This is a genomic window from Nocardia sp. NPDC051981 (assembly GCF_040680715.1).
Classification (GTDB): Bacteria; Actinomycetota; Actinomycetes; order Mycobacteriales; family Mycobacteriaceae; genus Nocardia.
Genome location: NZ_JBFAXK010000002.1, coordinates 239,239 through 252,071 on the forward strand (window position 1 = coordinate 239,239; position 12,833 = coordinate 252,071).

Below are 12,833 nucleotides of genomic sequence, written 5' to 3' on the forward strand. Positions count from 1 at the left end.
CAAATTCGCAGCAAATGAGCTGCGGGACGACTTTCCGCTTCGAACGCATAGGCTGTGCGGATGTGACTCGAGAACAAGCGGACACCGCGCCCGGCACCGGCCTGCGGATCGCCGTCCTGGTCGGCGGAGTCGGCGGCGCGCGGTTCCTGACGGGGGTGCGCGAACTGCTGCCCGGAGCCGACACCACGGCCATCGTCAATGTCGGCGACGACGTGTGGATGCACGGGCTGCGCATCTGTCCTGACCTGGACACCTGCATGTACACCCTGGGTGGCGGCATCGACCCCGAACGGGGCTGGGGGCACGCGAACGAGACCTGGAGCGCCAAGGAGGAGCTGGCGAAATACAAGGCTCAGCCCGATTGGTTCGGGTTGGGCGACCGCGATATCGCCACGCATCTCATTCGCACCGAAATGCTGCGTCAGGGATACCCGCTCTCGGCGGTCACCGAGGCGCTCTGCAATCGGTGGCAACCGGGTGTGAAACTGCTTCCGGCAACCGACGACCGATGCGAAACACATGTCGTAATCGGTGACCCGGAGAACCCTGGCGAACGCCGCGCGATCCATTTCCAGGAGTGGTGGGTTCGATACCGGGCGAACGTAGAGACCCATGGATTCGTGACTATTGGGGCAGATGCTGCGAAACCAGCCCCGGGTGTGATCGAAATCATAGAAGCAGCGGATGTGATCCTGCTCGCTCCGTCGAACCCGGTCGTGAGCGTGGGCGCCATCCTCTCGGTTCCGGGTATTCGGGGCGCACTGCGCACCACCGCTGCCAAGGTGATCGGACTGTCCCCGGTGATCGGCGGAAAACCGTTGCGCGGCATGGCCGATGAATGCCTGTCGGTGATCGGCGTCGAAACCTCCGCCGAGGCCGTCGGCACCTACTACGGCGCGCGCTCGAGCACCGGCATTCTCGACGGCTGGCTCGTGCACACCGGCGACACCGCCGACATTCCGGGCGTCGAAGTCCGGAGCGTGCCACTGCTCATGACCGACCCGGCCGCGACCGCCGAGATGGTTCGCGAAGCCCTCGACATCGCGGGAGTCAAACCGTGACAACGGATTCCATCGAAGCGCTGGGCGATCACGCGTCGGGCGGCGAACTGCGCATCCTGCCCGTTCCGGGCCTGCCGGAATTCCGCCCGGGCGACGATGTCGCCGAAGCCATCGCGGCACGGGCGCCCTGGCTCCAGGACGGTGACGTGCTGGTGGTGACCAGCAAGATCGTCGCCAAGGCCGAGGGCCGCATCGTGACCGTGCCCAGCGACCCCGAGGAACGCGACGCGGCACGCCGGCAACTGGTGCTCGACGAGTCGGTGCGGGTGCTGGCGCGCAAGAACCGCACCCTCATCACCGAGAACCGGCTCGGCATCGTGCAGGCCGCCTCCGGAGTCGACGGCTCCAATGTGGAACAGGGCGAACTGGTCCTGCTGCCGGAGGATCCGGACGCCAGCGCCAAGGCGCTGCGCACCGCGCTGGCCGACCGCCTGGGCGTGCAGGTGGCCGTGGTCATCACCGACACCATGGGCCGGGCCTGGCGCAACGGCCAGATCGACGCCGCCATCGGGTCGGCGGGCATCCGGGTGCTGCACGACTACGACGGCGCGGTCGACGGGCAGGGCAATGAACTGCACGTCACCCTGGTCGCGGTCGCCGACGAGCTGGCCGCGGCCGCGGACCTGGTGAAGGGCAAGCTGGGCGGCGTCCCGGTCGCGGTGGTCCGCGGGCTCGACTACACCGACGACGGATCCACTGCCGGGGATCTGCTGCGGCGCGGCGAGGACGATCTGTTCTGGCTGGGCACCGAGGAATCCGTCGAGCTCGGCCGCAAACAGGCGGTGCCGCTGCGGCGTTCGGTGCGCCGGTTCGCGGAGACGCCGGTGCCGCCGGAGCTCATTCGCGAGGCCGTCGCCGCCGGGCTCACCGCGCCCGCGCCGCACCACACCCGTCCGGTCCGCTTCGTCTGGGTCCGCAAGCGTGGCCTGCGCGAGCAGCTGCTCGAGGCCATGGCCGAGAAGTGGCGCACCGACCTGACCGGTGACGGCCGCACTCCCGAGAGCGTGCAGAAGCGGGTCGCGCGCGGGCACATCCTCTTCGACGCCCCCGAGATGATCATCCCGTTCTGCGTGCCCGACGGCGCGCACGACTATCCGGACGAGCGCCGCCGCGCCGCCGAGCAGACCATGTTCACCGTCGCGGTGGGCGCGGCCGTGCAGGGCCTGCTGGTCTCGCTGGCCGTGCGGGGCGTGGGCAGCTGCTGGATCGGGTCGACCATCTTCGCGCCCGAGGTCACCCGCGACGTGCTGGGCCTGGCAGCGGACTGGAATCCGCTGGGCGCCATCGCCATCGGGTACCCGCTCGACGAGATCGCCCCGCGCGAGGCGCGCGAGCCCGGCCTCGGGCTGGTCGAGCTGTGAGCGCGGAGTCGCTGCACAAATCGGCGACCGAGCTGCTGGAGACCTGGTCCCCGGCAACGGGTCCGGAGTGCTCCATCCGGGAAGCCATGCTGGCCTTCCTGGGTTCCGCGCCGCGCGGCTGCCTGCGCGAGCATGCGGCCGGGCACATCACCGCCTCGGCCATCGTGTTCTCCCACGACGAGCGCGAGGTGCTGCTGACCCTGCACCCGCGGGTGGGCCGCTGGATCCAATTAGGCGGGCACTGTGAGGAATCCGACGATTCGGTCGCGGCGGCCGCCTTCCGTGAGGCGACCGAGGAGTCCGGCATCGACGGGCTGGTGCTCGAGCCCGGCCTCTACGGCGCGCAGGCGCACCCCATCACCTGCTCGCTGGGCGTGCCGACCCGGCACCTGGACCTGCTGTTCAAGATCAAGGCGCCGGAAGGCGCTGTGCCGGTGCGCAGTTCGGAGTCGACCGACCTGCGCTGGTGGCCGGTGGACGGGCTGCCGGTCGATTCCGACGTGCTGGTGCGCTGACACCCGGCCGTGCTGTCGTGTTGTGCGGTACACGGGGTTCCGGATGCCGGAATCCCCGTGTTACTGTCCGCTACGTACACGTTCTCAGGGCGGGGTGGAATTCCCCACCGGCGGTAATGGCATCCGGGCCGATCCGGAGTGCACGAGCCCGCGAGCGCCACAGTGTCTCTCATCGGCAGTGTGGGTCGAGCAGATTCCGGTGTGATCCCGGAGCCGACGGTCACAGTCCGGAGGAAAGAGAACGCGGCACCGGCACGTCCGCACCGCTGGACGGGCCTGTTCGCGTCTTGCCCTGGGTGACATCGCGAACAGGAGGAATCCCCGTGTCACCCACTTCCACTCGCATCGCCCTCGTCGCCGCGCGCTGGCACAGCGACATCGTCGACAAGGCCGTCGCATCCTGCCGGGCCGGGCTGCTCGAGCGCGGCTACACCGAGGTCGACGTGATCGAGGTGCCCGGTGCGTTCGAAATCCCGTTGCAGGTCAAGCGTTTGGCCACCCGCGGCTCCTACGCCGCGGTCGCGGGCTGCGCGCTCGTCGTGGACGGCGGCATCTACCGGCACGACTTCGTGGCCTCGACGGTCGTCGACGCGCTCATGCGGGTGCAGCTCGAGACCGATGTGCCGGTGTTCTCGGCCGTGCTGACCCCGCACCACTTCCACGAGCACGGCGAGCACCTGGCCTATTTCGCGCGGCATTTCGAGGTGAAGGGCGCGGAGCTGGCCAATGCCATCGCCGCCACCCTGGCCCTGGACGCGGTCGGCGCCTAGACAACGCGGCCGGCGCGCCCGGACAAAAGGGAAACCCTGCCCGCACGAGCCGGAGGCGGCTGGTCGTGCGGGCAGGGTGCGGGTTCCGCCGGCGCGTACGGGGGGAGAACGCGCCGACGGTCCGGGTTCGGCCTGGGGGTTGGGTTCAGGCCGGAACCAGGTCTTTCTCTTGCGGGCCCGGTGCTTCCGGGGCGGCGGGGGCCGGGTGATCCTCCACCATGGCCTGCTCGTCGAAGGGGATCTCGCGATCCAGCACCGCGCGGACGCGGGCCGGGTCGATGGTCTGGGTCCAGGTGCCGATCAGCAGTGTGGCGACCGCATTGCCCGAGAAGTTGGTCAGCGCACGGGCTTCCGACATGAACCGGTCGATGCCGACGATCAGGCCGACGCCGTCCAGCAGTTCGGGTCGATGGCTCTGCAGGCCGCCGGCCAGCGTGGCCAGGCCCGCGCCGGTGACACCCGCCGCGCCCTTGGAGGCCACGATCATGAACAGCAACAGGCCGATCTGCTCGTGCCAGGCCAGCGGCTTGCCCATGGCATCGGCCACGAACAGGGTGGCCATGGTCAGGTAGATGGCGGTGCCGTCCAGGTTGAACGAATACCCGGTCGGGACAACCACACCCACGGTGGTGCGGTCCACGCCGACGTGCTCCATCTTGGCGATGAGCCGCGGCAGCGCCGACTCCGAGGACGAGGTGGCGAAGATCAGCAGGTACTCCCGCGCCAGGTAGCGCACCAGCTTGAAGATGGAGTTCCCGGCCACCAGCCGCAGCAGCAGGCCCAGCACGCCGAAGATGAACACGACGCAGGTGAGATAGAAGGCCACCATCAGCAGCGCCAGCTGCTTGACCGCGTCGAGTCCGGTGCGCGCCACCACATTCGCCATGGCGCCGAACGCGCCGATCGGGGCCAGCCACAGGATCATGGTGAGAATCCGGAACACCAGCTTCTGCACCGACGCGACTCCGCGCAGGATCGGCTCGCCCGCGGCGCCCATGGCCTGGATGCCGAAGCCCACCAGCAGCGCCACGAACAGCGCCTGCAGCACCTTGCCCGAGGTGAGCGACGACAGCAGGGTGGTCGGCACGATGTCCTCGAGGAACTGCCAGGTGCCGCCCGCCGCCTTGGCGTCGGTGGCGTACTTGGTGATCTCCTTCGCGTGGGCTGCCACGTTCAGACCCGAGCCCGGGTGCAGCAGATTGCCGACCAGCAGGCCGATGGCCAGCGCCACCGTGGACATGATCAGGAAGTAGCCGATGGCCAGGCCGCCGACCTTGCCGACCTTGGCGGCCGCTCGCACCGAGCCGATGCCGAGCACGATGGTGCAGAAGATGACCGGGGCGATCATCATCTTGATGAGGTTCACGAAGATCGTGCCGAGTTCGCCGACGCTCTTGCCGACGCCCGGGGCCAGCCAGCCGACCAGGACGCCCGCGACGACGGCCACGATGACGGCCGGATAGAGCCAGTGGGTACGGTCTCGGCGCTGCCGGGTTGTCGTGTCGCTCATCTCGCTGGTGCCTCCGGGTCGGTGCCCGCATGACGTTTGCTTCACGCGGGTGTTCGGAGAGAATCATGATCCGGGGAGTGACGCGGGTCACTGTTTCGTAAATTATGTTCATGAAGTACCCGGAGGAATCGTGAGAGGTCGAAGAACCCGGGCCCGCCGTACGCTGGCCGGGCAGGTGTTCGTGGTACAGGTGCTGGTACTGGCGGTGGTGATCACCGCCGCGTCGATGCTGGCGTTCCTGCAGACCCGCCGGGTGCAGGACGACGCCACCCGTGCGGAGGTGATCGATACCTCGATCGCGGTGGCGCAGTCGCCCTCGACGCTGGCCGGCGTGCGGAGCCCGAATCCGACCGCCGCACTGCAGCCGGTGACCGAGGCCATCCGCGAGGCGACGGGTATGGACTTCATCGTGGTGATGGCCCCCGATCGGACCCGCTACACCCACACCGAGACCGACCGGATCGGAAAGCCCTTCAGCGGCAACATCGATCGCGCCCTGGCGGGGGAGACCTTCACCGAGACCTTCACCGGTACGCTGGGCCCGTCGATTCGCGCGGTCACCCCGGTACGCGATGCCGACGGCCGCATCGTCGCGCTGGTGTCGGCGGGCGTCACCCGCACCCACATCGGCGAACAGGTGCGCGCCCAGCTGCCGCTCATCCTGGCCGCCGCGGCGGGCGGCCTGGCGCTGGCCATGATGAGTTCGCTGTTGTTACGGCGCAGGCTGTTACGGCAGACGCACGGCCTGGGGCCCGCCGAGCTGCGGGCCATGTACGAGCATCACGACGCGGTGCTGCACTCGATCCACGAGGGGCTGCTGGTGTTCGACAGATCCGATGAGCGCGCCGAGGTGGTCAACGATCAGGCGCGGCTGCTGCTCGATCTGCCGGACGGGCCGATCACGCGCGCGGATCTGCCGGTGTCGTTGCAGCGCTTGGGAACCGGCGTGGTCCGTGACGAGATGCACGTGACCCCGGACCGGGTGCTGGTCGTCAACCAGGACGTGGTGGAGCATGCGGGACGCCGCATCGGCACCGTGCTCACCCTGCGCGACCACACCGAATTGCGGGATGTGCTGGGCGAATTGGATTCGGTGCGCGGCTTCGCCGAATCGCTGCGCGCCCAGGCGCACGAGGCAGCCAACCGGCTGCACACCGTGGTCACCATGGTGGAGCTGGGCCGCCCGCGCGAGGCGGTGAACTTCGCGACCGCGGAACTCGAACTGTCCCAGGCCCTCATCGACCGGCTCACCGGCGCGGTGGCCGAACCCGCGGTGGTGGCGCTGCTGCTGGGCAAGGTGGAGCAGGCCGCCGAGAACGGGGTGGAGCTGACCGTCACCGGTGACACGCTGCTCGACACCACCGATCCGCTGACGCCGCACGAGATAGTCACGCTGCTGGGCAATCTCATCGACAACGCCCTGGACGCGGTCGGGCACGACGAGGACGCGTGGGTGGAGGTGACGGTGCGGCGGGACGAGCCGGAGCTGTACGTCCGGGTGGCCGACAGCGGCCCGGGCATGTCGGAGGAGTTGTTCACCCGCGCCACCGAACGCGGCTATTCCACCAAGACCGACCACCACGGGCTGGGCCTGGCGCTGGTACGCCGGCTGGTCGCCAGGCATGCCGGCGAGTTGCTGGCCCGGCGGGAACCGGAATCCGCGGTGATCGTGAGGTTTCCGCGATGAATGCCGCGCCGGCATCGGCGATCCGCGTGCTGATCGTCGAGGACGAGCCGAAAATCGCTGCGGCACATCGTTCTTACGTAGAGCGGGTGCCGGGTTTCACGGTGGTCGCGGTGGCGCACACCGGTCGCGACGCCATCTCGATCGCGAAAAGGTCACAATCTTCCGGCGTCCCCATTGATCTGGTGTTGATGGATATCGGGTTGCCGGATATGAGCGGGCTCGCTGTCGCCGCGGCGCTGGCGGGACTGCGGCCGCGGCCGGACGTCATCGCCGTCTCCTCGGCGCGCGATCTGGCCATGGTGCGCTCGGCCGTCTCGCACGGCGTGGTGCTGTATCTGTTGAAGCCCTTCACTTTTGCCGCCTTCCGCGAGAAGCTGGATCGCTACGTCGAATACCGGGCGGCGCTGCCGGCCGGGGAGACGGCGGTGTCGCAGCAGGACATCGATCGCGCCTTCGGTGTGCTGCGCACTCCGGATCAGCGACCCACCTCACCGAAAGGCATTGCGCCGCAGACGATGGACGAGGTGGCGCGGGCGGTGCGGGCCGCGCCGGACGGGCTGTCCGCGGGTGAGGCGGGGCGCGCGGTGGGGGTGTCCCGGGTGACGGCGTGGCGGTATCTGGAGCGGATGGCCGAAGACGGCGTGGTGGAACGGCGCACCGACTACGGTCGGACCGGGCGCCCGCAGGTTCGATATGTGTGGTTTCGCTGAGCCCGGTTTCGCTCCTGGTTTGCGTTCGAGGCCCAGTGGCGGGAACCGCGCGGTCGGTTGCGGCAGAACCGACTGCTCATGATGTAACGGTGGCCACCTTTCGGTCCGGCCGGGTGCTGTAACAGGGACTAGGTTCCAAGATATGTAGCTGCGAAGTTCTTCGAGGCATTGATTAGCGGGGCAAACGTGCAAATGGTCGGCAAACGGTTGGGTTCGCCGGATCCGAAACGACACCTGTGGGTGCTGGGGTTGATCGCGCCCGGGTGTGCGTTACTGCCCTCGCAGCTGGTGTTGCACACCAAGCTGGAGGTGTTCTGGTGGATAGGACCGATCATCATTCTGATCGCCATCCCGTTCCTGGACTGGGTCGTCGGGGAAGACGGCACCAATCCGCGCGACGAGGATTACGAGTTACTCTCCAATGACCGGTACTACCGGTGGTGCACCTACATGTTCCTGCCGATCCAGGTGGTCGGCCTGATCATCGCCGCCTACATGTGGGCCGGCGACGATCTCTCCGTCGTCGACAAGCTCGGGCTGGCGGCCACTCTCGGATTCGTCAGCGGCATCGGCATCAACGCCGCCCACGAACTCGGCCACCGCGTCGAGCGATTGGAGCGCTGGCTGTCGAAAATGGCGCTGGCGCAGTCGGCCTACGGGCACTTCTTCGTCGAGCACAACAAGGGCCACCACGCCCGCGTCGCGACGCCCGACGATCCGGCCAGCGCCCGCATGGGCGAGTCGCTGTGGGAGTTCCTGCCCCGCAGCGTGATCGGTGGCTTCCGGTCGGCAATCCACCTCGAGGGTGAGCGCCTGCGCCGTAAAGGACACCGCTGGTTCAGTGTCCACAACCACATCCTGCAGGCCTGGGCTATGACCCTCGTGCTGTTCGGCGGGTTGCTGGCGGTCTACGGCTGGCGGGTGCTGCCGTATCTGCTGCTGCAGGCGGTGATCGGCGCGGGCCTGCTCGAAACCGTCAACTACGTCGAGCATTACGGCCTGCTGCGACGCAAGCGGCCCAATGGCGGCTGGGCCCGCTGCTCGCCGAGCGACAGCTGGAACAGTGACCGGCTGGTCACCAATATCTTCATGTTCCACCTGCAGCGGCACAGCGACCACCATGCCAATCCGGGGCGGCGGTACCAGACACTGCGCACCTCCGCGGAGGCGCCGCAGCTTCCAGCGGGGTACGCCACCATGATCCTGCTGGCATTGATCCCGCCGCTGTGGCGCTACGTCATGGATCCGCGCCTGCTCGCCCACTACTCGGGGGATGTGAGCCGGGCCAATATCCAACCCCGTAAGCGGGAGCGCATCCTCGCCGAGTACGAGTACCAGGCCGCCGCGTAGGGTTTGGGGGAACCAGCCGACCAGGAGAGGCAGATGACGACCGCTGTGTCCCGCAACATGACCCCTGACGTCCGCAATGGCATCGACTACAAGGTGGCGGATCTGTCGCTGGCCGAGTTCGGCCGCAAGGAGATTCGCCTGGCCGAGCATGAGATGCCTGGCCTGATGGCGCTGCGTCGCGAGTACCACGACGTGCAGCCGCTCAAGGGCGCCCGCATCTCCGGCTCGCTGCACATGACCGTGCAGACCGCGGTGCTGATCGAGACCTTGGTCGCCCTGGGCGCCGAGGTCCGCTGGGCCTCCTGCAACATCTTCTCCACCCAGGACCACGCGGCCGCCGCGGTCGTGGTCGGTCCGCACGGCACCGTCGACGAGCCCAAGGGCACTCCGGTCTTCGCCTGGAAGGGCGAGACCCTGGGGGAGTACTGGTGGGCCGCCGATCAGATGCTGACCTGGCCGGGCGAGCCCGCCAACATGATCCTCGACGACGGTGGTGACGCCACCATGCTCGTGCTGCGCGGCGCGCAGTTCGAGAAGGCCGGCGTGGTCCCGCCCGAGGACGACACCCACTCCGCCGAATACAAGGTCTTCCTGAACCTGCTGCGCGCCGGCATCGAGACCGACAAGGGCAAGTGGGGCAGGATCGCCGAGAGCGTGCAGGGTGTCACCGAGGAGACCACCACCGGTGTGCTGCGGCTGTACCAGTTCGCGGCCGCGGGTGAGCTGGTGTTCCCGGCGATCAATGTCAACGACTCGGTCACCAAGTCGAAGTTCGACAACAAGTACGGCACCCGTCACTCCCTCATCGACGGCATCAACCGCGGCACCGACGTGCTGATCGGTGGCAAGAAGGTCCTGATCTGCGGCTACGGCGATGTCGGCAAGGGCTGCGCGGAGTCGATGGCCGGGCAGGGCGCGCGCGTGCAGGTCACCGAGATCGACCCGATCAACGCGCTGCAGGCGCTGATGGACGGCTTCGACGTCGTCACCGTGGAACAGGCCATCGGTGAGGCCGACATCGTCATCACCTCCACGGGCAACAAGGACATCATCCTGCTCGACCACATGAAGGCGATGAAGGACCAGGCCATCCTGGGCAACATCGGTCACTTCGACAACGAGATCGACATGGCCGCTCTGGAGCGTTCGGGCGCCGAGCGACTGAACATCAAGCCGCAGGTCGACCTGTGGACGTTCAAGGAGTCCGGCAAGTCGATCATCGTGCTGTCGGAGGGCCGCCTGCTGAACCTGGGCAACGCGACCGGGCACCCGTCGTTCGTGATGTCGAACAGCTTCTCCAACCAGGTCATCGCGCAGATCGAGCTGTGGACCAAGCCCGAGGAGTACGACAACGAGGTCTACCGCCTGCCCAAGCACCTCGACGAGAAGGTCGCCCGCATCCACGTGGAGGCCCTGGGCGGCACGCTGACCAAGCTCACCAAGGACCAGGCCGAATACATCGGCGTGGACGTGGAGGGCCCCTACAAGCCCGACCACTACCGCTACTGAGCGGAAACCGCCTGTAGCGCATGAAGATCCGGCCGGTCACCCGAGAGGGTGACCGGCCGGATCTCGTTGGCGCCGTGCGTCCGCTACTTGAGGCAGATGTCGAGCAGGGGGACCCACTTGCCGCCCTGGATGGTGCAGACGGCGGCGCTGAGGAGTTCACTGGCGCTGGAGCCGGTGCCGGCGACATTGCTGGAGCCGGAGCTGCTCGACAGGGAGGACGCCGAGCCGGAGTCGGCCACGGGGGCGGCCTGGTCGGCGGTGGCGGGCTCGAGGGTGACGGGGGCGGCGGTGGCGGTACCGGCCGTGGAAAGAGCGGCGGCGGTGATCGCTACAGCGGCCAGGGCGGCACGCGGACCGTGGTGTGCGAGAGGGGACTTCATCAGGTTGCGCTCCTTGCAGGGGGAGTGTTGCCCGGGACCCTACAAGAGTTGAAGGGCGCGCGTTTCGGATTTGCGTGGCCTATTTGCGGAAGGACCTCGGGAGGGGGTAGCCCTTCTCCTGCATGACGTCGCGCGCGCGGTTCGGATAATCGGTGATCAGGCCGTCCACGCCCTGGTCGAGCGCCAGTCCGATGGTGGCCTTGTCGTTCACGGTCCAGGGGATCACCCGGATGCCGAAACCGTGCGCTTCGCGGACGTACTCGGCGGTCGTGGTGAGCTTGAAGTACTTGTCGCCGACCTTCGCGTCGATGTTCCAGGGGTCGACGTAGGCGGGGGAGGAAATGTCCGCGCCCAGGGCCTTGATCGCGTCCAGCGGGTCCCCGGCGTGTTCCTCGTACCGAATCGGGCCCAGCCACGGGCTGTTCGGCGCGAAGGTGGTCTCGTCGTACAGCGCGACCGTGGGGATATTCGCGTTCCGGGCCTTCACCAGCGGCAGACTGCTCCAGTCGAAGCTCTGGATCTCGACCTTGCCGATGGCCCCGGCCTGTTCGACGGCGCCCAGGATGACGTCGACGAATTCCCTGGGGGTGGCGGACTGTTCGGGGTGGGCGGCCTCGATTTTGGTCTCCACGTTGTAGCGCACGGTGCCGAACGCGCCCGGGTGGCTCTTCACCAGATCGAACAGTTCCGGCAGCGTCGCGATCCTGTTTCCCGGAAGCTCCTGTGCCGCTGGGAATTCCGCGAGCTTCCTGCCGCAGTCGAGGGTGTGGATCTGGTCATAGGTCAGGTCGTGGACCAGCTTGCCGACGTAGGGGAACCGCGGATCGCCGGGGAAGGCCGGGGCGGTGTCGGCGCACTTCTCGGCCTGGATGATCGGGTCGTGCCAGATGAGCGGTCTCTTGTCGGCGGTGAGCGCGATGTCGAGTTCCAGGGTGGTGACGCCCAGTTCGATGGCCTTGGCGAAGCCGGGCAGCGACTCCTCGATGGTCATGCCGCGGCCGCCGCGGTGGGCCTGTAGATCGAAGGGGCGGTGGGGATCGGCCACGGCGACCGGGTTCGTGTCGCTGGAGTTGCTGCGGCAGGCCGTTGGGCCGATGGCGGCAATCGCTACCGCGAAGATCGCAAAAGCTCTACTGAGCTGCGTTGACCTCGCGTGTCCAGCAGTCATGGCCGGACTATAGCAATCTAATGGCTACAAAAATCTGGGCCTTTCGAACAAACGGGATCCCGCCGGGTCGGACCGCTGCCGATTCGGTACTCTCGCGGCATGGGTGCACTGGTTCCGGTGGAAGGGCTCGACGGCGCGGGCAAACGCACGCTCACCGACGCCGTTGTCACCGTTCTGCGCGCCCGCGGGCTGCGGGTCGCCACCCTGGCCTTCCCGCGCTACGGCGTCTCCGTGCATGCCGACCTCGCCGCCGAGGCGCTGCGCGGCGGTCATGGAGATACCGCTCGGTCTGTGAATGCCATGGCGCTGCTGTTCGCGCTCGACCGCGCCGACGCGCGCGACGAGCTCTCGAAACTGCTGGCGGACAACGACATCGTGCTACTGGACCGCTATGTCGCCTCCAATGCCGCGTACTCCGCGGCCCGCCTGGAGCAGGACGCGCACGGCGAAATCGTGGCCTGGGTGGAGGAATTGGAGTTCGAGCGCTTCGGATTGCCCGCCCCGGATGTCCAGATTCTGCTGGATGTTCCGGTCGATGTGGCCGAGGAACGCGCGCGCCTGCGCGGCGAAGCCGATGCCGCACGGGCTTTGGACGCTTACGAGAAAGACGGGGGACTGCAGCGTCGCACCGGTACTGTCTACCGTGAGCTGGCCGAAATCAACTGGCATGGATCGTGGTGGGTGCATCGGACCGGTGACGATCCGGCAACACTGGCCGCGCGCCTCGCGGAAATTATTGCTGGATAGGGTTGGATGTGCGCCGACAGGTCACGAGTGTTGGCGTGGCGGCCGAATCAGAGCCGGAGAGGTGA

General features: G+C 67.8%; 12 protein-coding genes and 1 riboswitch. Of the genes, 9 read left to right on the forward strand and 3 right to left on the reverse strand.

What is annotated here, in order from left to right; genetic code table 11:
• Window positions 1-101: 101 nt before the first annotated feature.
• The 4 genes from cofD to AB0L60_RS05050 all read left to right on the forward strand — a co-directional run bounded on the left by cofD (window position 102) and on the right by AB0L60_RS05050 (window position 3,707).
• Window positions 102-1,061: a 2-phospho-L-lactate transferase gene (gene cofD / locus AB0L60_RS05035; RefSeq protein WP_364608520.1), complete on the forward strand. Its 960-nt coding sequence runs from the start codon at window positions 102-104 to the stop codon at window positions 1,059-1,061.
• Window positions 1,058-2,422 carry a coenzyme F420-0:L-glutamate ligase gene (locus AB0L60_RS05040; RefSeq protein ID WP_364607436.1) on the forward strand — a complete coding sequence of 455 codons (1,365 nt, stop codon included), beginning with the start codon at window positions 1,058-1,060 and terminating at the stop codon, window positions 2,420-2,422. The genes cofD and AB0L60_RS05040 overlap by 4 nt, the downstream gene beginning before the upstream one ends.
• A complete protein-coding gene (locus AB0L60_RS05045) occupies window positions 2,419-2,937 on the forward strand; it encodes an NUDIX domain-containing protein (RefSeq protein ID WP_364607439.1) in 519 nt (172 codons plus the stop codon). Before AB0L60_RS05040 ends, AB0L60_RS05045 begins: the two co-directional genes overlap by 4 nt.
• 76 nt (window positions 2,938-3,013) lie before the next feature.
• A riboswitch (FMN riboswitch) is annotated at window positions 3,014-3,184 on the forward strand.
• Window positions 3,185-3,260: 76 nt separating this feature from the next.
• Window positions 3,261-3,707, forward strand: a complete 447-nt coding sequence (locus tag AB0L60_RS05050; RefSeq protein WP_364607442.1) for a 6,7-dimethyl-8-ribityllumazine synthase — start codon at window positions 3,261-3,263, stop codon at window positions 3,705-3,707.
• Between the two features lie 145 nt (window positions 3,708-3,852).
• Here AB0L60_RS05050 and AB0L60_RS05055 read toward each other — a convergent pair whose 3' ends face one another.
• Window positions 3,853-5,217: a cation:dicarboxylase symporter family transporter gene (locus tag AB0L60_RS05055; RefSeq protein ID WP_364607445.1), complete on the reverse strand. Its 1,365-nt coding sequence runs from the start codon at window positions 5,215-5,217 to the stop codon at window positions 3,853-3,855.
• A gap of 226 nt (window positions 5,218-5,443) precedes the next feature.
• Between AB0L60_RS05055 and AB0L60_RS05060 the strand changes: the two genes are divergently transcribed.
• The 4 genes from AB0L60_RS05060 (at window position 5,444) to ahcY (ending at window position 10,473) form a co-directional block, all read left to right on the forward strand.
• A complete protein-coding gene (locus AB0L60_RS05060; protein ID WP_364608524.1) occupies window positions 5,444-6,904 on the forward strand; it encodes an ATP-binding protein in 1,461 nt (486 codons plus the stop codon).
• The gene (locus AB0L60_RS05065; RefSeq protein WP_364607448.1) at window positions 6,901-7,614 is read left to right on the forward strand and encodes a response regulator; all 714 of its coding nucleotides are present in this window, start codon (window positions 6,901-6,903) and stop codon (window positions 7,612-7,614) included. The genes AB0L60_RS05060 and AB0L60_RS05065 overlap by 4 nt, the downstream gene beginning before the upstream one ends.
• Window positions 7,615-7,806: 192 nt before the next feature.
• Window positions 7,807-8,964: an alkane 1-monooxygenase gene (locus tag AB0L60_RS05070; RefSeq protein WP_364607451.1), complete on the forward strand. Its 1,158-nt coding sequence runs from the start codon at window positions 7,807-7,809 to the stop codon at window positions 8,962-8,964.
• 33 nt (window positions 8,965-8,997) lie between these two features.
• Window positions 8,998-10,473, forward strand: coding sequence for an adenosylhomocysteinase (gene ahcY, locus AB0L60_RS05075; RefSeq protein ID WP_364607454.1), 1,476 nt, complete (start codon window positions 8,998-9,000; stop codon window positions 10,471-10,473).
• An 83-nt stretch (window positions 10,474-10,556) separates the two neighbouring features.
• Here ahcY and AB0L60_RS05080 read toward each other — a convergent pair whose 3' ends face one another.
• Entirely contained in the window at window positions 10,557-10,853 is a 297-nt protein-coding gene (locus AB0L60_RS05080) for a hypothetical protein (protein ID WP_364607457.1), read from the reverse strand.
• Between the two features lie 79 nt (window positions 10,854-10,932).
• On the reverse strand, window positions 10,933-11,898 hold the full coding sequence (locus tag AB0L60_RS05085) for a glycerophosphodiester phosphodiesterase (protein ID WP_364607460.1): 966 nt from the start codon (window positions 11,896-11,898) through the stop codon (window positions 10,933-10,935).
• A gap of 222 nt (window positions 11,899-12,120) precedes the next feature.
• Between AB0L60_RS05085 and AB0L60_RS05090 the strand changes: the two genes are divergently transcribed.
• Complete coding sequence (locus AB0L60_RS05090; RefSeq protein WP_364607463.1) at window positions 12,121-12,768, forward strand: dTMP kinase; 648 nt, start codon at window positions 12,121-12,123, stop codon at window positions 12,766-12,768.
• Window positions 12,769-12,833 lie beyond the last annotated feature (65 nt).

Excerpts from the sequence above, each read along its gene's own strand:
- AB0L60_RS05080 (WP_364607457.1), bottom strand. The coding sequence starts at position 10,853 with ATGAAGTCCCCTCTCGCACACCACGGTCCGCGTGCCGCCCTGGCCGCT.
- AB0L60_RS05065 (WP_364607448.1), top strand. The coding sequence starts at position 6,901 with ATGAATGCCGCGCCGGCATCGGCGATCCGCGTGCTGATCGTCGAGGAC.
- AB0L60_RS05070 (WP_364607451.1), top strand. The coding sequence starts at position 7,807 with ATGGTCGGCAAACGGTTGGGTTCGCCGGATCCGAAACGACACCTGTGG.
- AB0L60_RS05055 (WP_364607445.1), bottom strand. The coding sequence starts at position 5,217 with ATGAGCGACACGACAACCCGGCAGCGCCGAGACCGTACCCACTGGCTC.
- AB0L60_RS05090 (WP_364607463.1), top strand. The coding sequence starts at position 12,121 with ATGGGTGCACTGGTTCCGGTGGAAGGGCTCGACGGCGCGGGCAAACGC.
- AB0L60_RS05060 (WP_364608524.1), top strand. The coding sequence starts at position 5,444 with ATGCTGGCGTTCCTGCAGACCCGCCGGGTGCAGGACGACGCCACCCGT.
- ahcY (WP_364607454.1), top strand. The coding sequence starts at position 8,998 with ATGACGACCGCTGTGTCCCGCAACATGACCCCTGACGTCCGCAATGGC.